The 23551-nt window shown below is 64.0% G+C and carries 23 protein-coding genes; 9 read left to right on the top strand and 14 right to left on the bottom strand.

The window, feature by feature from the left end; all coding sequences use genetic code 11:
* The first annotated feature begins 9 nt into the window (after positions 1 to 9).
* Positions 10 to 666, top strand: coding sequence for a magnesium transporter (locus HG549_RS24210; protein ID WP_170033451.1), 657 nt, complete (start codon positions 10 to 12; stop codon positions 664 to 666).
* A 158-nt stretch (positions 667 to 824) separates the two neighbouring features.
* On the opposite strand, the gene HG549_RS24205 is transcribed toward HG549_RS24210, so the two are convergent.
* Positions 825 to 2021 carry a class I SAM-dependent rRNA methyltransferase gene (locus HG549_RS24205; RefSeq protein ID WP_170033449.1) on the bottom strand — a complete coding sequence of 399 codons (1197 nt, stop codon included), beginning with the start codon at positions 2019 to 2021 and terminating at the stop codon, positions 825 to 827.
* A 178-nt stretch (positions 2022 to 2199) separates the two neighbouring features.
* On the bottom strand, positions 2200 to 2739 hold the full coding sequence (locus HG549_RS24200; protein WP_170033447.1) for a type 1 glutamine amidotransferase domain-containing protein: 540 nt from the start codon (positions 2737 to 2739) through the stop codon (positions 2200 to 2202).
* 191 nt (positions 2740 to 2930) lie between these two features.
* Between HG549_RS24200 and HG549_RS24195 the strand changes: the two genes are divergently transcribed.
* Together HG549_RS24195 and mutM are read left to right on the top strand one after the other, a co-directional pair.
* Positions 2931 to 3749 (top strand): HDOD domain-containing protein, encoded by an 819-nt coding sequence (locus tag HG549_RS24195; protein ID WP_170034334.1) that lies wholly within the window; start codon positions 2931 to 2933, stop codon positions 3747 to 3749.
* A gap of 3 nt (positions 3750 to 3752) precedes the next feature.
* Complete coding sequence (gene mutM, locus HG549_RS24190) at positions 3753 to 4565, top strand: bifunctional DNA-formamidopyrimidine glycosylase/DNA-(apurinic or apyrimidinic site) lyase (protein ID WP_170033445.1); 813 nt, start codon at positions 3753 to 3755, stop codon at positions 4563 to 4565.
* 155 nt (positions 4566 to 4720) lie between these two features.
* Here mutM and HG549_RS24185 read toward each other — a convergent pair whose 3' ends face one another.
* The 5 genes from HG549_RS24185 to HG549_RS24165 all read right to left on the bottom strand — a co-directional run bounded on the left by HG549_RS24185 (position 4721) and on the right by HG549_RS24165 (position 9214).
* Positions 4721 to 4972 carry a YfhL family 4Fe-4S dicluster ferredoxin gene (locus tag HG549_RS24185; protein WP_013974644.1) on the bottom strand — a complete coding sequence of 84 codons (252 nt, stop codon included), beginning with the start codon at positions 4970 to 4972 and terminating at the stop codon, positions 4721 to 4723.
* A gap of 107 nt (positions 4973 to 5079) precedes the next feature.
* A complete protein-coding gene (coaD, locus tag HG549_RS24180) occupies positions 5080 to 5559 on the bottom strand; it encodes a pantetheine-phosphate adenylyltransferase (RefSeq protein ID WP_170033443.1) in 480 nt (159 codons plus the stop codon).
* A 111-nt stretch (positions 5560 to 5670) separates the two neighbouring features.
* Complete coding sequence (locus tag HG549_RS24175; RefSeq protein ID WP_170033441.1) at positions 5671 to 7269, bottom strand: GMC family oxidoreductase; 1599 nt, start codon at positions 7267 to 7269, stop codon at positions 5671 to 5673.
* 18 nt (positions 7270 to 7287) lie between these two features.
* On the bottom strand, positions 7288 to 7773 hold the full coding sequence (locus tag HG549_RS24170) for a twin-arginine translocation pathway signal protein (RefSeq protein ID WP_170033439.1): 486 nt from the start codon (positions 7771 to 7773) through the stop codon (positions 7288 to 7290).
* Positions 7774 to 7783: 10 nt separating this feature from the next.
* The gene (locus HG549_RS24165; protein WP_170033437.1) at positions 7784 to 9214 is read right to left on the bottom strand and encodes a coniferyl aldehyde dehydrogenase; all 1431 of its coding nucleotides are present in this window, start codon (positions 9212 to 9214) and stop codon (positions 7784 to 7786) included.
* A gap of 150 nt (positions 9215 to 9364) precedes the next feature.
* On the opposite strand from HG549_RS24165, the gene HG549_RS24160 reads away from it, so the two are divergent.
* On the top strand, positions 9365 to 10030 hold the full coding sequence (locus HG549_RS24160) for a TetR/AcrR family transcriptional regulator (RefSeq protein ID WP_170034332.1): 666 nt from the start codon (positions 9365 to 9367) through the stop codon (positions 10028 to 10030).
* Between the two features lie 34 nt (positions 10031 to 10064).
* Entirely contained in the window at positions 10065 to 10919 is an 855-nt protein-coding gene (locus HG549_RS24155) for a sulfurtransferase (protein WP_170033435.1), read from the top strand.
* Positions 10920 to 10968: 49 nt separating this feature from the next.
* On the opposite strand, the gene HG549_RS24150 is transcribed toward HG549_RS24155, so the two are convergent.
* The 6 genes from HG549_RS24150 to HG549_RS24125 form a co-directional block, all read right to left on the bottom strand.
* Complete coding sequence (locus tag HG549_RS24150; protein WP_170033433.1) at positions 10969 to 11961, bottom strand: hydrolase; 993 nt, start codon at positions 11959 to 11961, stop codon at positions 10969 to 10971.
* Between the two features lie 60 nt (positions 11962 to 12021).
* Positions 12022 to 13395 carry a pitrilysin family protein gene (locus HG549_RS24145; protein WP_170033431.1) on the bottom strand — a complete coding sequence of 458 codons (1374 nt, stop codon included), beginning with the start codon at positions 13393 to 13395 and terminating at the stop codon, positions 12022 to 12024.
* A complete protein-coding gene (locus HG549_RS24140; protein WP_170033429.1) occupies positions 13388 to 14689 on the bottom strand; it encodes a pitrilysin family protein in 1302 nt (433 codons plus the stop codon). Before HG549_RS24140 ends, HG549_RS24145 begins: the two co-directional genes overlap by 8 nt.
* A gap of 92 nt (positions 14690 to 14781) precedes the next feature.
* On the bottom strand, positions 14782 to 15384 hold the full coding sequence (gene rsmD / locus HG549_RS24135; RefSeq protein WP_170033427.1) for a 16S rRNA (guanine(966)-N(2))-methyltransferase RsmD: 603 nt from the start codon (positions 15382 to 15384) through the stop codon (positions 14782 to 14784).
* A complete protein-coding gene (locus HG549_RS24130) occupies positions 15384 to 16874 on the bottom strand; it encodes a pitrilysin family protein (protein ID WP_170033425.1) in 1491 nt (496 codons plus the stop codon). Before HG549_RS24130 ends, rsmD begins: the two co-directional genes overlap by 1 nt.
* A complete protein-coding gene (locus tag HG549_RS24125) occupies positions 16867 to 18222 on the bottom strand; it encodes a pitrilysin family protein (protein ID WP_170033423.1) in 1356 nt (451 codons plus the stop codon). Before HG549_RS24125 ends, HG549_RS24130 begins: the two co-directional genes overlap by 8 nt.
* A 231-nt stretch (positions 18223 to 18453) precedes the next feature.
* Here HG549_RS24125 and ftsY point away from each other — a divergent pair, with 231 nt between their 5' ends.
* The 4 genes from ftsY to rpoH all read left to right on the top strand — a co-directional run bounded on the left by ftsY (position 18454) and on the right by rpoH (position 22642).
* Positions 18454 to 19980 (top strand): signal recognition particle-docking protein FtsY, encoded by a 1527-nt coding sequence (ftsY, locus tag HG549_RS24120; protein WP_170033421.1) that lies wholly within the window; start codon positions 18454 to 18456, stop codon positions 19978 to 19980.
* 2 nt (positions 19981 to 19982) lie between these two features.
* Positions 19983 to 20654: a cell division ATP-binding protein FtsE gene (gene ftsE / locus HG549_RS24115; RefSeq protein WP_056794328.1), complete on the top strand. Its 672-nt coding sequence runs from the start codon at positions 19983 to 19985 to the stop codon at positions 20652 to 20654.
* Positions 20651 to 21676 (top strand): permease-like cell division protein FtsX, encoded by a 1026-nt coding sequence (gene ftsX / locus HG549_RS24110; protein WP_170033419.1) that lies wholly within the window; start codon positions 20651 to 20653, stop codon positions 21674 to 21676. The genes ftsE and ftsX overlap by 4 nt, the downstream gene beginning before the upstream one ends.
* A 111-nt stretch (positions 21677 to 21787) precedes the next feature.
* Positions 21788 to 22642: an RNA polymerase sigma factor RpoH gene (gene rpoH, locus HG549_RS24105; RefSeq protein ID WP_170033417.1), complete on the top strand. Its 855-nt coding sequence runs from the start codon at positions 21788 to 21790 to the stop codon at positions 22640 to 22642.
* Positions 22643 to 22809: 167 nt separating this feature from the next.
* Here the strand turns inward: rpoH and mtgA are convergent, their stop codons facing one another.
* Positions 22810 to 23520, bottom strand: a complete 711-nt coding sequence (gene mtgA, locus HG549_RS24100) for a monofunctional biosynthetic peptidoglycan transglycosylase (RefSeq protein ID WP_170033415.1) — start codon at positions 23518 to 23520, stop codon at positions 22810 to 22812.
* Between the last annotated feature and the right edge of the window lie 31 nt (positions 23521 to 23551).

The following is a 23551-nucleotide window of genomic DNA, read 5'->3' as shown; positions in this document are numbered from 1 at the left end:
GAGAACTTCATGCAAGATCAAATCGATAAAAACCGCTTTCTACCGGACACCGATGCAGCCCTGCAGGCGCAGCAGCGCGAAGCGACCGAGGATTTTCACAAAGGCGCTTCGATCACCAACCATGTTGGAAACCTGCGGGATGCCACCCTTGGGCTGCTTTACCGCAAGCGTGTGCTATGGCTGGTGCTACTGGTGTTCGGCAACCTGTTTTCCGGGGCGGGTATTGCCGCGTTCGAGGAAACCATAGCCGCACACATCGCCCTGGTATTCTTCCTGCCGCTGCTGGTGGACAGCGGCGGTAATGCCGGCGCCCAGTCGGCGACGCTGATGGTACGTGGCTTGGCCACCGGGGACGTGGTCATGCGTGACTGGTGGCGCATGCTGGGGCGTGAATTCGGCGTGGCGCTGGCGTTGGGCGCAACCATGGCCATTGCGGTGGCATCTCTGGGGGTGCTGCGGGGCGGGCCGCAAATCGCGTTGATTGTTGCCAGCAGCATGGTGCTGATCGTGCTGCTAGGCAGCCTGATCGGCATGAGCCTGCCGTTCCTGCTCAGCCGCTTCAAGCTGGACCCGGCCACCGCCAGTGGGCCGCTGATCACATCGATTGCCGATGCGGCGGGGGTACTGGTGTATTTCGGCATAGCGACGCAGGTATTGGGGATCTGACGCCAGTTTTGACCATCGTGCTTTTGTAGGCGCGGCCTTGCGTCGCGATGGGCTGCGGAGCAGCCCCTTTCGACCATGCACAATGGCCGAAATCCCGGGGCCGCCTTGCGGCCCATCGCGACGCAAGGCCGCTCCTACGGAAGCAATTACGGTGGCGGTCAGCTGTTGGGCAGCAACCGGCAGGTGATGCTCTTGATGTAGCGGGTTTCGGCGATGGCCGGGTGCACCGGGTGGTCCGGGCCCTGGCCGCCGCGTTCGAGCAACTGCAGGTTGCGGTCCAGGTGGCGGGCGCTGGTCAGCAGGATGTTGTGCAGGTCGTCCTCAGGCAGGTGCATCGAGCACGAGGCGCTGACCAGGATGCCGTCCTTGGTCAGCATGCGCATGGCCTGTTCGTTCAGCCGGCGATAAGCCGCTTCACCGTTTTTCAGGTCTTTCTTGCGCTTGATGAAGGCGGGTGGGTCGGCAATGATCACGTCGAAGCGCTCTTCGGCGGCCTTGAGCTCGCGCAGCGCCTCGAACACGTCGCCTTCGATGCAGGTCAGCTTCTCGCTGATGCCGTTCAGTGCGGCGTTGCGCTCCACGCCATCCAGGGCGAAGCCCGAGGCATCGACGCAGAACACTTCGCTGGCGCCGAAGGCACCGGCCTGCACACCCCAGCCACCGATGTAGCTGAACAGGTCGAGCACGCGCTTGCCTTTTACATACGGTGCCAGGCGGGCACGGTTCATGCGGTGGTCATAGAACCAGCCAGTCTTCTGACCTTCACGCACCGGGGCTTCGAACCTGACGCCGTTCTCTTCCAGCGGCACCCAGTCCGGCACTTCGCCGTAGACGGTCTCGACATAACGCTGCAGGCCTTCGGCGTCACGCGCGGAGGAGTCATTCTTGAACAGAATGCCACTGGGCTTGAGCACCTGCACCAGGGCTGCAATCACGTCGTCCTTGTGCGCTTCCATGGTGGCCGAGGCCAATTGCACCACGAGGATGTCGAAGAAGCGGTCGACCACCAGGCCTGGCAACAGGTCGGAGTCGCCGTAGACCAGGCGGTAGCACGGTTGCTCGAACAGGCGCTGGCGCAGCGACAGGGCCACGTTCAGGCGGTGCACCAGCAGCGACTTGTCCAGCGGCAGCTTGGCATCGCGCGACAGCAGGCGGGCACAGATCAGGTTGTTCGGGCTCAGTGCAACGATGCCCAGCGGCTTGCCATTGGCTGCCTCGAGAACAGCCTGCTGGCCGGCCTGAAAGCCCTGCAACGGGGTCGCGGTGACATCGACTTCGTTGCTGTAGACCCACAGGTGGCCGGCGCGCAGGCGGCGGTCGGCATTGGCTTTGAGGCGAAGGCTGGGCAGGGACATGACGTCGCTCCGGAAAAAAGAGCGGGATTATAGCCTGTCTGCCTATCTATCGGTGTCAGGCTCGACAAACTGCGGCCTCATCGTCGGCAAGCCAGCCACCACATGGGCTGCACCGCCTTGGCGGCGTGCGCCTTACCTGTGGAGGCTGGCTTGCCAGCGATGAGCCCGCTAGCGCCAATCAGGCCGTCAGTGCCTTGATCAACTGCTGGCTGAACGCCGGAATGTCATCGGGCTTGCGGCTGCTGATCAGGTTGCCATCGACCACCACTTCTTCATCCACCCATTCCCCCCCGGCATTGCGAATGTCGTCCTGCAGGGTCTTGTAGCTGGTCATCCGCTTGCCCTTGACCAACCCGCATGACACCAGCAACCAGCCGCCGTGGCAGATCACCGCCAGCGGCCTGCCGGCCGAGTCATGGCTTTTCACCAGTTTCTGCGCGGCGGGGATGAGCCGAATCGTGTCAGAATTTTGCACGCCGCCGGGCAGCACCAAGGCATCGTAGAGGTCCAGGTGGGCGCCTTCGAAGGTGGCATCCACGGCGAATTCATCCGCCGGCCGGTCATGGTTCCAACCCCGTACAGTGCCTTCCCTGTCGCTGAGGATATCCACCACCGCGCCGCTCTGTTCCAGGGCTTCACGGGGCCCGGTCAGCTCCACCTGCTCGAAGCCATCGGTGACCAGAAAGGCCACGCGCTTGCCGTTCAGTTCCGCACTCATGGGCCTTGCTCCTTTTTCGATGGGTGTGAAAAAAGAGGCCCGTGGCGCTCAAGGAAAGTTCCGACGTTACGATTCAGTGGTTGGTCCCTTGCCGGTCTAGAAGGTTAGAATCGCCCGTCCCGAACGAGTATGCACGTATGTCCCAGGAACTCAGCGCCGAACAGATCCAGCAAGCCTTGCAAGGCATCACCATCCCGCCGCAACCGCAGATCATGGTCGACCTGCAGTTCGAGCAGTACATGCCCGACCCGGACCTGGAAACCATCGCCAAGCTGATTTCCCAGGACCCGGGCCTCTCGGGTGCCTTGCTCAAGCTGGTCAATTCCCCGCACTTCGGCCTTTCCAACAAGATCGGTTCGATCCAGCGCGCGGTGAACCTGCTGGGTAGCCGTTCGATCATCAACCTGATCAACGCCCAGTCGATCAAGGGCGAAATGAGCGACGAGACCATCGTCACCCTCAATCGCTTCTGGGACACCGCCCAGGATGTGGCGATGACCTGCCTGACCCTGGCCAAGCGCACCGGCATCCAGCCTGCAGACGAGGCCTATACCCTCGGCCTGTTCCACGACTGTGGCGTGCCGCTGATGCTCAAGCGCTTCCCGAACTACATGGAGGTGCTGGAGCAGGCCTATGCCACGGCCGATGAGGAAACCCGGATCGTCGACACGGAAAACCGTGCTTTCAACACCAACCATTCGGTGGTCGGCTATTTCACCGCCAAGTCCTGGCGGCTGCCCGAACACCTCAGCGCGACCATCGCCAACCACCACAATGCCCTGGCGGTGTTCCGCGACGAAAGCTCGCGCAACACCCAGAGCCAGCAGAAGAACCTGCTGGCGGTGCTGAAGATGGCCGAGCACATCTGCGCCTCCTACCGGGTGTTGGGCAACCAGTCGGTGGACCACGAGTGGCGCGTGGTCGGCCCGCTGGTGCTCGATTACATCGGCTTGTCGGAATACGATTTCGAAAACCTCAAGCAGAACATTCGCGAGTTGGGCGGGCACTGACACATGCCGGAATTACCCGAAGTAGAAACCACCCGGCGCGGTATCGCGCCGCACCTGGTGGGCCAGCGCGTCAGCCGGGTGGTGGTGCGTGACCGGCGCCTGCGCTGGCCGATTCCCGAAGACCTGGATGTGCGCCTGTCGGGGCAGCGCATCGTCAGTGTCGAGCGGCGCGCCAAATACCTGTTGATCAACGCCGAGGTCGGTACCCTGATCAGCCACCTGGGCATGTCGGGCAACCTGCGCCTGGTCGAGCTGGGCTTGCCGGCAGCCAAGCATGAGCACGTCGACATCGAACTGGAATCGGGGCTGATGCTGCGTTACACCGACCCGCGCCGCTTTGGCGCGATGCTGTGGAGCCAGGACCCGCTCAACCACGAACTGCTGCTGCACCTGGGCCCGGAGCCACTGACCGACCTGTTTGACGGCGAGCGGTTGTTCCAGTTGTCCCGCGGGCGCTCGATGGCGGTCAAGCCGTTCATCATGGACAACGCCGTGGTGGTGGGGGTGGGCAACATCTACGCCACCGAGGCCCTGTTTGCCGCCGGCATCGACCCCCGCCGCGCGGCAGGCGGGATCTCACGGGCGCGCTACCTGAAGCTGAGCATCGAGATCAAGCGGGTGCTGGCGGCGGCGATCGAGCAGGGCGGTACCACCTTGCGCGATTTCATCGGCGGTGATGGCCAGCCGGGGTACTTCCAGCAGGAATTGTTCGTGTATGGGCGCGGCGGGCAGCCGTGCAAGGTGTGCGGCACGCAATTGCGCGAGGTCAAGCTGGGGCAGCGGGCCAGCGTGTATTGCCCGCGTTGCCAACGCTGAGGTGTTTCGCTGCAGGTTGTAGGAGCGGCCTTGTGTCGCGATGGGGCGCGCAGCGGCCCCAGGAATTTCAGCTCAGCTGCAGAAGTTGCCGGGGCCGCTGCGCGCCCCATCGCGACACAAGGCCGCTCCTACAGGTGCCGCGCAGGCCTGTGGGTTCAGGCCTTGCCGGTAATCCGGCGATACTTGGCCATCAGCTCTTCTTCGGTTTCCGGGTGCGCTTCATCCAGCGGGATGCAGTCGACCGGACAGACTTGCTGGCATTGCGGCTCGTCGTAATGGCCCACGCACTGGGTGCACAGGTTAGGGTCGATCACGTAGATCTCTTCGCCTTGGGAGATGGCCTCGTTCGGGCACTCGGGTTCGCAGACGTCGCAGTTGATGCAATCGTCGGTGATGATCAGGGACATGGGGACTCCGGCCGGGGCTCAGCGCCCGGGCATGTTCAACGCAGTGGGCACAATTGTGCCGCATTCGCGCCCGCAGTGCACGCGGGCGCGACAATCAGCTGTCTGGCTTACTTCCGGAAGCGTTCGGTCAGCGCGTCGGCCACCACCGGGTGGACGAATTTGCTGATATCACCACCCAATGCGGCGATTTCCCGGACCAGGGTCGAGGAAATGAACGAATAACGCTCCGAAGGCGTGAGGAACAGGCTCTCGACATCAGGGGCCAGTTGCCGGTTCATGTTCGCCAGCTGGAACTCGTACTCGAAGTCGGATACCGCCCGCAGGCCGCGCAGGAACACGTTCGCGCCCTGTTCCTTGGCAAAATGCGCCAACAGCGAGGAGAAGCCGATGACTTCGACATTGGGCAGGTGCTTGGTGACCTCACGGGCGAGCTCCACCCGTTGTTCCAGCGGGAACAGCGGGTTTTTCTTGGGGCTGGCTGCCACGGCGATGATCACGTGGTCGAACAGCCGCGAGGCGCGTTCGACCAGATCGCCATGGCCTTTGGTAATGGGGTCGAAAGTACCCGGGTACAACACTCGGTTCATCGCGTCATCCTGGCTGGAGTGCGTTGGGGAGTCGGATGGTAGCGCAGCGACTGCGCCCGGCCAAGTCATGCGGCCGGCTGATGGCACTATAGACAGGGGCCGTGTTCGTTGTCATGCGCTGTGTGCCAGGCGGGCGATCAGGGCCTCGCTGAGCCTGGCGCTGATGGCATACACCGACAATTGCGGGTTGGCGCCGATGCTGGTGGGGAACAGCGAACCGTCGTGAATCGACAGGTTTTGCAGCTGGTGATGGCGGCCCAGGCTGTCGCATACCGCCTGGCGCGGGTCCTCGCCCATGGCACAACCACCCATCACGTGGGCGCTGCCCAGGCGCGTGCGAAACGGCTCCAGGCGCAAGCGGTCGATCATGGCCAAGGCCTGTTGCAGGCTGGACGCGGCACTGGCATCGCTGTGCACGGCGGTAACCTGGGTGGCGCCGGCGGCGAACTGGATTTGCGCCATGCTGCGGTAGGCGCGGCGCAAACCGTCGTATAGATAGTCACTGAGCGGATAGTCGAGCACGGGTGAGCCATCGCCGCGCAGCTCCACGGTGCCACCCTGGCTTTGCGGGTGAAAGCCATCGCGCAGTAGCGCCAGCATCACATGGGTATGTGGCAGCTCGGCCATGCGTCGGGCATTTTCCTCGCCGTATCCGCCCAGCAGGGTGCTGGCCAGGGCCGGGTGCAATGGCGGTACCTCCAGCTTGTAGCCAATCGGGCCATCGACGCCACCTTGCCATTGGAAGTGGTCGCTGTAGACGGACTGCGGGGCGCCGTAATAGGGGTCGATACGCTCGTTGAAGCGGGCCGCGCTGAAGTTCACCAGGTGCAGGAAGGTCCGTTTGCCCAGGCGGCCGTGCGGGTCGGGCGCGGCGGACCGCAGCAGCAGCGCCGGGCTGTTGATGCCGCCACCGGCAACCACGTAGTGACGGGCGCGAATGCGCACCAGGCGGCCTGTAGGGTGTAGGCCCTGGCTGTCCAGCGCCTGGCAGGTCAGGCCGAGGATGCGTTCGCCGTTGTGCTCGAAGCGCTCGGCCCGGGCCAGATAGAGCAGCTCGCCGCCTTGCTCGAGGGTGGCGGGAATGCGGGTCACGAGCATTGATTGCTTGGCATTCACCGGGCAACCCATGCCGCAGTAGCCCAGGTTCCAGCAGCCGCGCACGTTGCGTGGGATCACTGCCCAGCGGTAGCCCAGCTGCTCGCAGCCACGGCGCAACACGTCGTTGTTGGCATTCGGCGGCAGCGCCCAGGGAGTGATGCCCAGCTCCTGTTCGATGCGTTCGAACCACGGGCGCATCTGGGCTTCGCCCAGGCCGCTCACGATGTGCGCCGACGCCCAGTGCGCCAGCGTCTGGGGCGGGGTGCGAAAGCTCGAGGTCCAGTTCACCAGCGTGGTGCCGCCCACGGCCCGGCCCTGAAGGATGGTGATGGCGCCATCCTTGCTCATGCGGCCCAGGCCTTCCTGGTACAGGCTGGCATAGGCTTCGTTTTCCAGCAGATGGAAATCGCTGCTGGTCTTCAACGGGCCTTCTTCGATCAACAGCACCTTGAAGCCGGCGGCACTGAGCATCTGCGCGCTGGTAGCACCACCGGCACCGCTGCCGATCACCGCAACATCGGCCTCCAGGGTGAGGTCTTGCTCCAGGCGCGAGGCGTCGTGGGTAATCCAGCCGCGCTCCAGGCCTTGGCGAAACGGGTCAGGTACAGGCATCTGCGCTGCTCTTCGTTGTCAGATCTTCGGTGGGCCTGGGTAGCCGCAGGCGGCCCAGGATTCAGGGCGTTCATACCAGGCCATCTGCAGCAATTGCAGCAGCGATGCGTGACCCATGCGCAGCAGGTTCAGTGAGCTGTCCTGCCAACGCTGCAGGAAGGCCCTGACTTGCGCGGGGCTGGCGTGTTCCCAGGCACCCCAGATTCCCGTCAGCGGGCCGCGAGTCAGCGGCAGGCTGAGCACGTCGAACAGCTGCCGGGTGAGCTTGAGCATTTCTGGCGACAACGCCGACAGCTTGTGGTCGAGACTGTGCAGCACCAGGGTTTCGGTGGCCTGCGTGCCGGCCAGTACCACCGGGATCAGCGCACCCAGTAGCGGCAGGTCATCGTCGCGCAGGATGTCGTAGCCGGTCGCGGCGGTTTGGGCGCGGCAACCGACCAGGCTGGTGCCGGCCAGCACGAGGCTGGCACCCAGGCTGAAACGCAACAGTTCGCGGCGGTGCATGGGCTGCCCCTCAGCGGATGAACAGCTTGTAGACCAGGCGTTGCAAGGCTTTGCCATAAGGCGGGTAGATCAGCCGTGCGGTATTGAGACGTTGCTTGGCCAGTACCGCCTTGGCCTTGCTGAAGGTCAGGAAGCCGTCGCGGCCATGGTAGTGGCCCATGCCCGAAGGCCCGATGCCGCCGAATGGCAGGTCGTCCTGAGCCACGTGAAGCAGGGTGTCGTTCAGGCACACACCGCCGGAATGGGTGTGGCGCAGTACCTGCTCCTGGCCAGCGCGGTCATAGCCGAAGTAGTACAGCGCCAACGGGCGCGGCCGTTGGTTGACGTAGGCCAGCGCCTGCTCGAGGTCGTCGTAGGGCACCAGCGGCAGCAGTGGGCCGAAGATCTCGTCCTGCATCACCTGCATGTCGTCATGCACCCCCAGCAACAGGTGTGGTGGCAGGCGCCGGCCCTGGCGGGTTTCGTCAGGGTACAGGTCGAGCACCTGCGCGCCTTTGCCGCGGGCATCGTCCAACAGCCGTTGCAAGCGCTGCAGCTGGGACGGGTTGATGATAGCGGTGTAGTCGGGGTTGTCGGCGATGCGCGGGTACAACCGGCGCACAGCCCGCTGGTAGGCGTCGCTGAAGGCTTGCAGCCGCTCGCGCGGCACCAGCACATAGTCGGGGGCGACGCAGGTCTGGCCAGCGTTCAGCGTCTTGCCGAAGGCGATGCGCTCGGCGGCGCTGTCCAGCGCTACGTCAGCCGAGACAATCGCCGGTGACTTGCCGCCCAATTCCAGTGTGACCGGGGTCAGGTTGTGTGCCGCAGCCAGCATCACCTGACGCCCCACGCTGGTGGCGCCGGTGAACAGCAGGTGGTCGAAAGGCAGGCGAGCAAAGGCCTGGCCTACCTCGACCTCGCCGAGCACCACGCTGACCAGGTCACTGGGGAACACCCGTTCCAGCAGCTGTTTCAGCGCCAGGCCCGTGGCCGGTGTAGCTTCGCTGAGCTTGAGCATGACCCGGTTGCCGGCTGCCAGGGCGCCGGTCAGCGGGCCGATGGCGAGGAACAGCGGGTAATTCCACGGCACGATGATACCGACCACGCCCAAGGGTTGATAACGCACCTGCGCGCGGGCCGGCTGGAAGGCCAGGCTGACCCGGCGCCGGCTGGCGCGCATCCAGCGTTGCAGATGCTTTTCGGCGTGGCGCAGGCCTTGCATGCAAGGCAGCAGCTCGGCCAGCAAGGTCTCGTCGGCGCTGCGCCCCGCAAAATCCTGGCCGATGGCATCGATCAACTGCGTCTGATCGGCCAGCAAGGCCTGGCGCAGGCTTTTCAGCCATTGCCGCCGCTGCGCTGCGGGTGGCAACGGGTTGCCGGCAAAAGCCCGACGCTGGGCAGCGAACATCGCCGCCAGGTCGGTGTCGGATTGCACAAGAGGCAGGGCGCTAGGCGTATTCATGGCAGCGTCGAGTCCGGGCCGGAAATCCCTAGAGCCTATACTCTAATTCGGCCGATGGTGGGACTTTTTTCGCGCTTTCGGGCGGTGCACTCCACCCTCGATACGCCGTAAGATGACCTTTTGATGAAGCCCGCAGACTGGGAGCCGAGCATGGCGCCGCGCATGAAGACCCGAGAGCGCATCGTGCAGAACAGCCTGGAGTTGTTCAACCAGCAGGGTGAACGCAGCGTCAGTACCAACCATATTGCCGCACACATGGAAATCTCACCCGGTAACTTGTACTACCACTTCCCCAACAAGCAGGCGATCATCGCCCTGTTATTCAGCCAGTATGAGGAACTGGTGGACAGCTTCCTGCGCCCGCCGCAAGGCCGGGTAGCGACCGTCGAGGACAAGCGCTTCTACCTCAAGGCCCTGTTGGCAGCGATGTGGAACTACCGCTTCCTGCACCGGGACCTGGAGCATCTGCTGGACAGTGACCCGGAGCTGGCCGCCCGTTACCGACGCTTTTCCGAGCGCTGCCTGCGCCAGGGCCAAGCGATATACCGTGGCTTCGTCGAGGCGGGCATCCTGGCCATGACCCCTGCACAAATCGAATCGCTGACCATCAACGCCTGGATCGTGCTGACCTCCTGGGTACGGTTTCTCAGTACCACGCGGGAGCATTCAGCACACCTGGGGGAGGAAGCGTTCAAGCGCGGCGTCTACCAGGTGCTGGTGCTGGAGCTTGGCTTCGTCACCGATAATGCCCGCAATGCCGTGGATGCCCTGTGCCAGGAGTTCCATGTACCGTTCAACCAGGCCCTGGAGCAGTAGCTGGGGCCCAAGTGCCATCGATCAGGAGATTGTCATGCCCCTTGCGCAATTGATCACCCCGCAGCAGTTGGCCGAGCGTCTGGGCTCGCCCAAATTGGTGATACTCGACTGCCGCTTTGCTCTGGAGGATGTGGACTATGGCCAACGCAGCTATGCCCAGGGGCACATTGCCGGGGCGCATTTTGCCGATCTGGAGCGTGACCTGAGCGGGCCGGTGAGCAAAGGACGCACCGGGCGCCACCCGTTGCCCGATGCGCGCCGGCTGGTCGAACGCCTGCGCGAGTGGGGCCTGGACAATGACAGCGAGGTGGTGCTGTACGACGACGGCCCCGGTGCCTTTGCCGCCCGGGCGTGGTGGCTGCTGGCCTGGCTGGGCAAGCGCAGCGGTGTGGCAATCCTCGACGGCGGGCTGAAGGCCTGGCATGCGGCACACCTGCCGCTGAGCCTGGACCCGCCAGCCAAGCGGGAAGGCACCTTCGCAGGTGAGCCGGACGCCAAGCTGCTGATCGATGCCGGGCATCTGGCCAAGCGCTTGGGTGCAGATGACCTGACTTTGCTCGACGCGCGTGCCTTGCCGCGGTTTCGTGGGGAAGTGGAGCCGATCGACCCGGTGGCGGGGCATATCCCAGGCGCCCAGTGCGCAGCGTTCACCGACAACCTGGGGGCTGACGGGTGCTTCCTGCCGGCGGAGCAGCTTAGACAGCGCTTTGCTGAAAAGCTGGCGGGGCGTGCGCCAGAGCAGCTGGTTGCCTATTGCGGGTCAGGCGTGACCGCCTGTCACAACCTGTTTGCCCTGGCCCTGGCGGGGTACCCGCTGGGCAAGCTGTATGCCGGATCCTGGAGTGAGTGGATCAACGACCCGGCGCATGGCGTAGCGACTGACGAATAAGCAGTACCGGCCTCATCGCCGGCCTGTTGGCGATGAGGCCGGTACTGCTCTACTGGCCTTGCAACAGCCATTGCGGAATCCGCCGTTCCAGGTAATACCCCGGGTTGCGCAGGCTGCCATCGACGAACCCCACATGGCCGCCCCGGCTGTGCAGTTCGAAACGGGTCTGCGGCGCCAGTTCACGCGCCGTGGGCAGGCTGTGGCCTGAAACGAATGGGTCGTCGCTGGAATGGATGATGAGTGTCGGCGTGCGGTTGCGGCCGAGGAAGAAATGGCTCGATGAGCGGCGATAGTAGTCGTGAGCGTCGCGAAAGCCGTTCAGCGGCGCCGTGACCTTGCCATCGAAGTCCCAGAACGTGCGCAGCTTGCCCAGTGGTTCCAGCCGTTGCAGCGTTGCCAGCCGCTCATGCAGGCCGTTGTCGTGAAAGTGCCGCTGCTTGAGTTGCACGTAGGCCAGCATCTCGCGCATGAAATGCGCCTGGTACACCTTCGAGAAACCCTGGCCGATACGGTCAGCGCAGTGGTCCAGACGAAACGGTACCGACACCGCTACAGCGGCTTCCAGCTGGCTGGCGAGGCCGCTTTCGCCCAGGTACTTGAGCAGCACATTGCCCCCCAGCGAGTAGCCCACCGCGTACAGCGGTGCCAAGGGGCGCTGGGCACGCAGGTGGCTGACTATTTCTGCCAGGTCTTCGCTGGCACCGGAGTGGTAGCTGCGCGGCAGCAGGTTGGGTTCGCCCGAACAACCGCGCCAGTTCACTGCCACGCTGGCCCAGCCGCAGCCCTGCAACGCTTGCTGCAAGCCTTTGACGTAGGGCGAATGGGATGAGCCGGTCAACCCGTGCAGCACCAGTACCAGGGGAGCATGGGGTTGGTGCGGGCCGTGCCAGTCCAGGTCGATGAAGTCGCCATCGGCCAGCCACAGTCGCTCGCGGTTGCGCGGCAGGTCGGGCAACTTGCGCCACAGAGGCCCCCACAGGGTTTGCAGGTGAGGGTTGGACAGGCCGATGGCCGGACGGAAGGTGGCGCTGGAGCTGGGCATGCTGGGCGACTCGTGATGTGCCTGCCTAGAGTGCCATGAAACAGCGCCACTGTACCTGCGCTATTGGTCGGTAGGCGGTAGCGGTTGCTGCTCGACGCCAGGGCCGACACTTACCAGGACCTTCTGGCCGAGATTCAGCCGACGTTGCATGACCGAGCGGACATCTGTCGGGGTGATAGCACCGATGCGCTCGATGCAGGTGTTCAGATAATCGTCCGGCTGGCGTTGATAGGTAATTTCGGCAAGCAATGCTGCCACACTCTGGTTCTGCGCAACGGTACGCAGCAAGCTACCGGCCAGTTGCTTGCGGGCGAGCTGCAATTCCGCCTGGGTTGGCCCTTTGTCGATGAACTCGTGCAGCAAGGTTTCTACCAGGGCCTGGGAGGCTTGAGCGTATCGGGACGCGATATCCCATTCAATGGCGAACACGCCTCCCGCGCTCAATGACGTTATCGTGCTGTAGATCGAGTAGGTAAGGCCGCGACGTTGGCGCAATTCTGTCATCAACCGCGATTCGAAGCCGCCTCCAAGTACAGCGCTAGCCATTAGCAAGGGCAGAAACTCGGGGTCGTTGGCCGGCACATCGATGGGCAGAGCGAACCAGTTCGTGGTACTTGCACCGGGCTGCTCGATATTGATCGTTGCGCTGGTTGCCACAGGTGCGGGGGGCAGTGCAGCGGCTGTCCAGCCCTGGGGTAAGGCCTGGCTGATCCGTTGCGCGATAGCTTGGGCTTCGCTCAAGGAAAGGTCCCCCACCATGACCATTTCCAGGTTGCTGGCAGCATAGGCGCGTCGATGGAACCTGCGCAGGTCCTGGACGGTTACCGCCTGTATTCCCTGATGGGTACTTCCCAGATAGTTGCCATAAGGGTGGCCATGGAACAAATGGCGGAACGCTTCGCTGCACGCCCTCATGTCAGGCTGCCGTTCTTGCGATGCGGTCAGCCGTTGTAATTGCGGTTTTATCTTGTCCAGTGCAAGCGGCGCAAATGCAGGATTGGCAGCCAGGTCGATGAACAGCTCCAAGGCAGCATCGAGTCTTGCCTTGTTGCCAAGGCTGCGCAGGCTGAGCGTGGCGTGCTCCAGCCCTATCTCTTTCTTGGTGATCGCGCCCAGGCGCTCCAGGCGCTCGGCATGTTGGGCAGCCGTATGTCGCTGGCTGCCCTCGTCAAGCATGTAGAGCGTCAGGGCTGCCAGGCCAGACTGGTCAGTGTCCTGGCTGGTGCCCGCCTTGAAACGCAGTACCACGTCGACGATTGGTAGCCCGCGAGCTTCGATGAACCTGACGCCTGTGCCGCCCTGCGTGGTCCAGCCCTGGACTGGCGTATGCAGAGTGGCGAGCTGGTTCAGGTCTAGCCCTTGGGTCGACAGCAAGTTGCTACCGATGCTGCTGGGTAGGGTTGGTTGTGGCGAGGTCGAAGTAACGTCATGCATGAGTGCTCTCCTTGGAGTGCATGAAGGTCATGGCTGCTCGCGATTCGGTAAGGTATTCGTAGGCGGCCTGAGCGACTTGCTCGACCGTTACCGCCTCTATGGCTTGTTGTTCGGCATCCAGGGCGACCGGGTCCAGCCCGCATGCAGCCTGTTTGCCGATGGCGTGCGCCTGTTTGTTGATGTCATCTCTTTCGAACAGTTGCCTGGCCAGCAGGCGTGCCTTGGCGCGCTCAAGGTCCTGTTTGGTGGGGGCCGCCTGGCGAAAAGCGTCTACTTCGAGCATCAAGCGCTCGGCCGCGGCCTCTGGCGTGACGTGCGGGCTGCAGATTGCATAAAGGGCCAGCATGCTGTCGCCGCGTTGCCAAGGCTCATAAGTCGCACGCATGCCTTCGACAAGCCGCACCTCCAGCACGAGTAGCCGCTGCAGCCTGCTGGCGTGACCATTGGCAAGAATTTCGGGCAGTAACCGCAGCGCATAGCCTTGGGTATCCGACCTGGCGGTGCATTGGCTAGGCACGTTGAAACCGAGGGCCACGCCTGCGTAAAGCCCCGGCAGGCGCAGTGTCTGTTGGCGTTTGGTTGGGTTGGCGAGCCCCATCGGTACCCGGCGTGCGGGGAGGCGATGCGCCGGTATTTCAGCGAAATGCCTGGTGACGAGTGTTTGTAGCTGAGCCAGGGTTAGGTCGCCGGCTACTGCAAGTGTGGCGTTGTTGGGGTGGTACCAGGTCCGGTACCAGGTTTGGGCCGCTGCAAGCGTTATATGTTCGAGATCGGTTTTGTGGCCAATCACCGGCGTGCCATAGCCGGAATCGCCATAGCTCAACAAATGGTGATGTTCCAGGGCAAGCATCAGCGGGTCGTTATCGATATTTTCACGCCGCTCGGCCATGACCACCGCCAGCTCCCTGGCAAATGGCAAATCGCTGAGGGTAGCGCTGGCCATGACATCGGCCATGGCCTCAAGGGCAATTTCCACGCGGTTGGCCGGTAATATGAGCGGGAAGACGGTGGCATCCGAGTAGGTGAAGGCGTTTGGATTGCCACCCAGGCGGGTCATGAGCGTCGAGTATTCGCCTGGCGCCAGCTTGCTGCTGCCTTCAAAAAGCAGATGTTCCAGGGCGTGGGACAGGCCGGTGTGGCCCTGCGGTTCGTAACTGGACCCGACGTGATACCAAAGTTGCACGCTGACCAGCGGGGCGCGGTGATCTTCGCGCAGGTAGACGCGCAAGCCGTTGTCGAGGATCAGGGATTGCACCGCGCTGGTTGGCGTGGGCGGGGAGGGGCGATCGGCCATTGTTGAAGAGCTCCTGCAAGAACGAAGGAGCAGCTTCAATGATGGTAGGGGTGGGTTGGCGGTAACTAAATACGCCCACCCATGCTAACCGGTCAGCCCCGCTGCCAGAGTGCGTAGTACACCTGGCCGGTTTTCTTCTCGCGGTGCAGGCGCCAGTTGCCAGGAAGCTGCAAGGTCGACGGCGCGGTTTCGCTTTCGGTGTAGACCCAGGCCTGTTGATGCAGCCACTGGTTCTGCTCCAGCAGGTTGCAGGTATTGGCCAGCAGGTCCTGATGGAACGGCGGATCGAGGAACACCACGTCGAACTGCTGCTTGGCCGGGCTCTGCAGGTAGCGCAGGGCATCCGTCTGCAGGATCTGCCCGCGTGGGCAGCGGAGGATTTCGAGGTTGTTCTTCAGGTTGGCGATGGCGGCCGGGTTGCTGTCCAGCGCCACGGCGTCCTCGGCGCCGCGGGACAAGGCTTCGAGCACCAGGGCGCCGCTGCCGGTGAAGGCGTCGAGGACACGGGCGCCTTCAATATAGGGCGCCAGCCAATTGAACAGGGTTTCGCGCACGCGGTCGGGTGTTGGCCGCAGGCCTTCGCCGTCCGGTACCGCCAGGCGGCGGCTGCGCCACTCGCCAGCGATGATGCGCAGGTGGCCCTGGCCCTTGCTCTGGCCCGATTGCGGGCGGGCGGGAGGGGTGGATCTCGGCATTAGTGCTCCGGTACCCCGAGCGCTTGCTCGGAGGGTTTGTCAGTAGGTGCTGGCAGCGGCTTTTGTGGCACTTTCGGGCCAACGGTGACCATCACCAGTTTATCCGCTGACAGGTGTTTGTTCATGGCTACCCTGACCTGTTCGACGGTGAGTGCCTGGGACTGCTGCATGAAGTCCTCCAGCCAGGTCAGCGGCAGGTTGTAGAAGCCAATGGCGCCCAGTTGGCCGACGATGCTGGCATTGCTGGCATTGGACAGCGGGAAGCTGCCGGCCAGCTCGCGCTTGGCGTCGTCCAGTTCCTGCTGGGTGGGGCCGGTCTTGAGGTAGTCGGTGAGAATGTCTTGCACCAGCTTGAGCGTACCTTCGCTGAGCTCGGCACGGGTTTGCAGGTTGATCATGAATGGGCCGCGGACCTGCATCGGGCTGAACGCCGAGTATACCCCGTAGGTGAGGCCACGCTTTTCACGCACCTCGCTCATCAGCCGGGTACCGAAGGCACCGCCACCGAGGATCTGGTTGCCCAGCGACAGCGCTGGCCAGTCCGGGTCCTGGCGGTCGATACCGAGTGTCGCCAGCATCAGGTGGGTCTGCGCAGTCGGGAAGTCAATGTGGTTCAGGGTTGCATAGGTTTCAGTGGGTTGGGGCGGTGCTGGCAGTGCCGGGCCCTTGGGCAGGCCTGCGGACACTTGGGCAGCAATGCTTTCGGCTTCGGCGCGACTGAGGTCGCCGACCAGGGCGATGACTGCATTGCCGCCGGTGTAGGCCTTGGCATGGAAGGCACGCAATTGTGCCAGGCTTATCCCTTTGATGGCTTCGGGGGTGCCGTCGCTTGGGTGGGCATAGGGATGCTCGCCGTAAAGGTTGGCGAACAGCGCCTTGCCAGCGATCTTGCCGGGGTTCTGCTTGTCGTATTCGAAGCCAGCCAGCATCTGGTTCTTGATGCGCTTGAGCGCATCTTCCGGGAAGGTCGGTTTGCCGGCCACCTCGGTAAACAGCTTCAAGGCCGGCTCACGCTTGTCCTTGGCGCTGAGGCTGCGCAGCGAGGCCACGGCCATGTCGCGGTAGGAGCCGTTGCCAAAGTCTGCGCCCAGGCTTTCGAAGCCTTCGGCAATGGCGGTCACGTCCTTGCCGGCCACGCCTTCGTTGAGCATGGCGTTGGTCAGGGCGGCCAGGCCTGGCACGCTGCCATCCTGACTGCTGCCGGCAGCGAAGGTGACTCGCAGGTCGAACATCGGCAGCTCGCGGGCCTCGACGAACAGCACCCGCGCGCCTTCGGCGGTGTTCCAGTGCTGGATGTTCAGCTGGCGCCGGCTGGGCGCCTTGCCATCCAGCTCGGCCAGCGACTGCAGGGTATTGGCCGGGCGTGCGGCGTTGCTTTCGGCCTTGGCGAGGTCGTCGGCCACGGCCGGGGCGGCCAGCACGGCCGCCAGCGCCAGGGCACGGATGCCGGTGCTCAGCAGGGTTGGGCGCGGGACGCGGCGGTCACTCATGAGCGGACTCCTCGGGCAGTACATGGGCAACGCTCAGGCGTTCGCGGGTGAAGTAGGTGCGCGCTGCGTGCTGGATGTCTTGCGGCGTAACGCGCTCGAGTTCATCCAGTTCGCTGTCGATCAGCTTCCAGGACAGACCGACGGTTTCCAGCTGGCCGATGGTGGTGGCCTGGCTGCTGATGGAATCACGGTCGTAGACCAGGCCGGCGATGACCTGGGCGCGCACGCGCTCGAGTTCCTCGGTGCTGGGTGGGGTGGTCTTGAGCTCGTCCAGCAGTTGCCAGATGCCCTTTTCCACGTCCGCCAGGGACTTGTGCTTCTGCACGTTCGGTGTGGCCGAAACCAGGAATAGGCTGTCGCCGCGGGTGAAGGCGTTGTAGCTGGACGAAGCGCCGGCCACCAGTTCCTGGCCACGCTCCAGGCGCGCCGGCATGCGCGCGCTGTAGCCGCCGTCGAGCAGCGCCGAGATCAGGCGCAGGGCATGCACCGTGCGTGGGTCCTTGGCTGTGGCCAGGCCGGGAACGTTGAAACCGTAGATCAGGCTGGGCAGTTGGGTGCGTACGTGCAGGGTCAGCTGGCGCTGGCCGGGTTCGGCCAGTTCCAGAGGCAACTTGGCCGGCGGCACGGCACGCCTGGGGATGCTGCCGAAGTACTTCTGCGCCAGGCCCTTGACCTCGTCGACAGTGACGTCGCCCACGACGACCAGGGTGGCATTGTTGGGGGCGTACCAGGATTCGTACCAGTGGCGCAGCTCCTCGACCTTCATGCGCTCGAGGTCGGCCATCCAGCCGATGGTCGGCGTGTGATAGCCGCTGGCCGGGTAGGCCATGGCGCGGAACAGCTCGAAGGCCTTGGCGTTGGGCTGGTCGTCGGTGCGCAGGCGGCGTTCTTCCTTGATTACCTCGATTTCGCGGCTGAACTCGTCGGCAGGCAGGCGCAGGCTGGCCAGGCGGTCGGCCTCCAGCTCCAGGGCCACCGGCAGGCGGTCGCGGGCCAGCACCTGGTAATAGGCGGTGTAGTCATCGCTGGTGAAGGCGTTTTCCTCGGCACCGATGTCCCGCAGGATGCGCGATGCCTCGCCAGGACCCACCTTGGCGCTGCCTTTGAACATCATGTGTTCCAGCGCGTGGGACAAGCCGGTCTGGCCCGGGGTTTCGTAGCTGGAGCCAACCTTGTACCAGATCTGCGAGACGGCCACCGGGGCGCGATGGTCTTCGCGCACGACCACTTTCAGGCCGTTGTCGAGGATGAACTCGTGGGTGGGTTGCACATCGGCGGCAAAGGCTGCGAGCGGCAGGCAGAGCGTGCCGAGCAACAGGCCTGCGGCACGGCGGGCTAGAGCATTCATACGGTGTTTAACCTGTTCGGCGGCCCGCTGGGTTTAGCGTCGGCGGGCCAGGAGGTGCTAGGATACTGATCCGGTTGCCTGGCGACCATGCCTGTCGCCGTTCTGGCCCACAGGACATCAAGACAAAACGTTGCGCATGAACCAGCCGGCTTCAAGATAGTCTGTTCTGCGTAGAGAGAATTCCCGATGCGCCGTAGCTGGCCCATCGCTACCCTGAGATAGCCGTCTTCCATGTTTGGTTCCAACGACGACAAAAAAGCACCGGCCGAGGCTGGTGAGAAGAAAGGCCTGTTCAGCTGGTTTCGCAAGAAGCCGCAGCAACCCGTGGGGGCGGGCTCGCCCGCGAATGAAACCCACGCCGTCGAGCAGCCTGCCGCCGCTCCGGTAGAGGCCCCTGCCGCCGAAGCGCCGCAGGCCACAGAGCCTGGTCAGGCCGCTACGGCCCCAGCGCCGGTCGAGCCGCAGCCGGTCGCCGAAGCAGCCCAACCCCCGGTAGCCCAGGCGCCGGCACCCGAACCGGTCGCTTCCCAGCCATTGCAGGCCCCCGAGCCTGAGCCGGTCGCTTCCCAGCCACTGGTGGCGCCAACGCCGCAGCCGATTGCGTCGGTACCCTTGCAGGCGGCTCCGGTCGAGCCTGCTACGGCGGTGGAACCTGCCGCGCCGGTCAGCAACCTGGTATTGCCGGTTGCCGAAGAACCTGTGGCGTTGGTACCGGACCTGGAACCGAAGGCCCCGCCTGCCATCCCGGAACGCCCTGCGCCAGAACCCGTCGCCCCTGTGGCTGCGGCCGCAGCGCCGGTCGAGCCTGCACCTGCGCCGACCGAGCAGGCCAAGCCCGGCTTCTTCGCACGCCTCAAGCAGGGCCTGTCGAAGACCAGCGCCAGCATCGGCGAGGGCATGGCCAGCCTGTTCCTGGGCAAGAAGGTCATCGATGACGACCTGCTCGACGAGATCGAAACCCGCCTGCTGACTGCCGACGTCGGTGTGGAAGCGACCTCGACCATCGTCCAGAACCTGACCCAGAAGGTCGCCCGCAAGCAGTTGGCCGATGCCGATGCCCTGTACAAGTCGCTGCAGGAAGAGCTGGCTGCGCTGCTGCGCCCGGTCGAACACCCGCTGGTGGTCCAGGCGCAGAACAAGCCCTACGTGATTCTGGTGGTTGGCGTGAACGGCGCTGGCAAGACCACCACGATCGGCAAACTGGCGAAGAAGCTGCAGCTCGAAGGCAAGAAAGTGATGCTGGCCGCCGGTGACACCTTCCGTGCCGCGGCGGTCGAGCAGTTGCAGGTGTGGGGCGAGCGCAACCAGATCCCGGTGATCGCCCAGCACACCGGGGCCGATTCCGCGTCGGTGATCTTCGACGCCGTGCAGGCCGCCAAGGCCCGTGGCGTCGACGTGCTGATCGCCGATACCGCCGGCCGCCTGCATACCAAAGACAACCTGATGGAAGAACTGAAGAAGGTCCGTCGGGTTATCGGCAAGCTCGATGCCGAAGCGCCGCACGAGGTGCTGCTGGTGCTGGATGCAGGCACCGGCCAGAACGCCATCAGCCAGGCCAAGTACTTCAACCAGAGCGTCGAACTGACCGGCCTGGCCCTGACCAAGCTGGACGGCACTGCCAAGGGCGGGGTGATTTTCGCCCTGGCCAAGCAGTTCAAGCTGCCGATCCGTTTCATCGGTGTCGGTGAAGGCATCGACGACCTGCGCACCTTCGAAGCCGAGCCGTTCGTCAAGGCTCTGTTCGCCGAGCGAGACTGACCATGATCAGATTCGAACAGGTTGCCAAGCGTTATCCCAATGGTCATGTGGGTTTGCATGAGCTGAGTTTCCGGGCGCGCCGGGGCGAATTCCTGTTCGTCACCGGGCACTCGGGGGCTGGCAAAAGTACCTTGCTGCGTCTGCTGCTGGCCATGGAACGCCCAACCAGCGGCAAGCTGATGCTGGCCGGGCAGGACCTGGGGCAGATCAGCAACGCACAGATCCCGTTCCTGCGCCGGCAGATTGGCGTGGTATTCCAGAACCATCAGCTGTTATTCGACCGCACGGTGTTCAACAACATCGCCTTGCCGCTGCAGATTCTCGGCCTGTCCAAGGCCGAGGTCGCCAAACGCGTGGATTCGGCCCTGGAGCGCGTGTCGCTGGCCGACAAAGGCGAGCTGTTCCCGGCCGACCTGTCCACTGGGCAGCAACAGCGGGTGGGTATCGCCCGCGCCATCGTGCATCAGCCGGCCCTGCTGCTGGCCGACGAACCCACCGGTAACCTCGACCCGCGCCTGGCTGCGGAGATCATGGGCGTGTTCGAGGACATCAACCGCCTGGGCACCACGGTATTGATCGCCAGCCACGACCTGGCACTGATTGCGCGCATGCGCCACCGCATGCTGACCTTGCAGCGCGGCCGCTTGATCGGCGATGGGGAGGCCGGGCAATGACCACTACACGCACACCTAAAGTTTCCGAGCGGGTTGCGCCGAAACCGGCCGACCCGCAACCGGCAAGGAAAAAACACGGTGATGACGATGACGGCCCGGATTTCCGCACGCTGCTGCATGCCTGGCTGGAAAGCCACCGTGCCAGCCTGGCCGACAGCCTGCGCCGCCTGGGCAAGCAGCCGATCGGCAGCTTCTTCACCTGCCTGGTGATGGCGGTAGCGCTGAGCATGCCCATGGGGCTGTCGCTACTGCTGAAGAACGTCGAAAAGCTTGGCGGCTCGTGGCAGCGCGCCGCGCAGATTTCGCTGTACCTCAAGCTCGATGCCGGCAGCCGCGAAGGCGAGGCGCTGCGCGACGAGATCAAGGGCATGCCTGGTGTGGCCGACGCGCTGTATGTCAGCCGCGAACAGGCGCTGGAGGAATTCCAGCAGCAGTCCGGCCTGGGCGAAGCCCTGCGTGAGTTGCCCGACAACCCACTGCCGGGCGTGGTAGTAGTGACCCCGACCGAGGTCGACAAACCGGCGCTGGAAGCCTTGCGTCAGCGCTTGTCCGAGCTGCCACGGGTAGAGGTGGCGCAGCTCGACCTGCTGTGGGTCGAGCGCCTGGCGGCGATCCTCAAGCTGGGTGACCGTTTCGTCTTCGGCCTGGCTGTGATGCTGGTTTCTGCCTTGCTGTTAGTAATCGGTAACACAATTCGGCTACATATTGAAAACCGCCGCACCGAGATCGAAGTGATCAAGCTGGTCGGGGGCACCGACGCCTACGTGCGCCGGCCTTTCCTGTACATGGGGGCCCTGTATGGCCTGGGCGCAGGCCTGTTGGCGTGGGGTATCCTGGCGTTTGGCCTGAACTGGCTGAACGAGGCGGTGGTAGGGCTTTCCGGCCTGTATGGCAGTGACTTCGCCCTGGGCGGGGTGCCGGCGTCCGATGGTCTGTCGCTCTTGATCGGAGCGGTGCTGTTGGGGTATATCGGTGCATGGATTGCAGTCGCCCGCCACCTGAACGAGCTGGCGCCGCGATAGTTTTTATATGCCAGCATTGACAAATTCTTCACTATGGAACTTGTACCGTCGTTCCAGGTCAATGTTGGCAGCGCCCAAAAGGTGCGAGTTTGGTAAGTCGGAGGTTCTTGAATGACCACATCGTTGCAACCTGCCTATGCCCTGGTACCCGGTGCAAACCTGGAAGCCTACGTGCACACGGTCAACAGCATTCCGCTGCTGACGGTCGAGCAGGAGCGTGATCTGGGCGAGCGTCTCTATTATGAGCAGGATGTCGAGGCCGCTCGCCAGATGGTGATGGCCCACCTGCGTTTCGTCGTACACATCGCCCGTAGCTACGCCGGCTACGGGCTGGCCCAGGCCGACCTGATCCAGGAAGGCAACGTTGGCCTGATGAAAGCCGTCAAGCGCTTCAACCCGGAAATGGGTGTGCGCCTGGTGTCGTTCGCCGTGCACTGGATCAAGGCGGAGATCCACGAGTTCATCCTGCGCAACTGGCGTATCGTCAAGGTGGCCACCACCAAGGCCCAGCGCAAGCTGTTCTTCAACCTGCGCAGCCAGAAGAAGCGTCTGGCCTGGCTGAGCAACGACGAAGTGCACCGCGTAGCGGAAAGCCTGGGCGTTGAGCCGCGTGAAGTGCGCGAGATGGAAAGCCGCCTGAGCGGCCAGGACATGGCCTTCGACCCGGCAGCGGAAGCTGACGACGACAGCGCCTTCCAGTCGCCTGCGCACTACCTGGAAGACCACCGTTACGACCCGGCGATGCAGCTGGAGGATGCCGACTGGAGCGACAACTCCACCAGCAACCTGCACGAAGCGCTGCAAGGGTTGGACGAGCGTAGCCGCGACATTCTGTACCAGCGCTGGCTGGCGGAAGAGAAGGCCACGCTGCATGAGCTGGCGGACAAGTACAGCGTTTCGGCTGAGCGGATTCGCCAGCTGGAGAAGAATGCGATGAACAAGGTCAAGGCGCTGATCGCGGCCTGATCGAGCCCTGACTGCAAGGAAAAGCCGCTGGCCCAGATAGGGTGAGCGGCTTTTTTTTGCGCAAGCCTTGAGGGCCTCTTCGCGGGCGCGCCCGCTCCCACAGGTACTGCACAGGCCTCAGGGGTAATGCTGGTCATGTGGGAGCGGGCGCGCCCGCGAAGAGGCCCTCAAGGCTTGCGCGAAGTGTCGAGCTGCATCAGGTAGCTGGGCCCACCCAACTGGCTCATCTGCCGCCGAATCCATCCGGCCCGGCTGGCCACATAGGCGCTCGGCCGACTGGCACTCCACTTGATCGGGCTTGGCAGCACGGCCGCCAGCTGCGCCGCCTGCTGGCGGCTGAGGCGGCTGGCATCAACGCCAAAGTGGTAACGCGCCGCCGCCTGGGCGCCGAATACGCCCTTGCCCCATTCGGCGCTGTTCAGGTAGACCTCGAGAATCCGTTCCTTCGACCAGAACAGCTCGATCAGCGCGGTGAACCAGGCCTCCAGCCCTTTGCGCAACCAGCTGCGCCCGGACCACAGGAACAGGTTCTTGGCCACTTGCTGGGTCAAGGTGCTGGCACCACGAATGCTGCCGCCACGCTCGTTGTAGGCCAGCGCCGCCTGGATGGCCGGAATGTCGAAGCCCCAGTGGTTGGCGAACTTCTGGTCCTCGCCAGCGATGACCGCGACCTTGAGCTCGTCGGAGATGTTTTCCCAAGGTTCCCAGTCCCGCTGCAGGTCGATCGGCTCGCCATCCACCCAGGACTGCACTTTGCGTTCGACCATCAGCGCTGTGCCGGGTGGTGGCACCCAGCGGAACACCAGCACCAGCACGATGCTGCCGGCAGCGAACCAGAGCAGGGCACGGGAGAGGCGGCGAAGAAGGGTTGGCAGCATGGCGATGGCTTGGCCGTACGGGTGGAAGGGG

Origin of the sequence: Pseudomonas sp. SK (assembly GCF_012975065.1) — a bacterium.
Lineage (GTDB): Bacteria > Pseudomonadota > Gammaproteobacteria > Pseudomonadales > Pseudomonadaceae > Aquipseudomonas > Aquipseudomonas anuradhapurensis.
The sequence above is the reverse complement of the archived record's forward strand: the minus strand, read 5'-3'. Positions and strand labels throughout refer to the sequence as shown.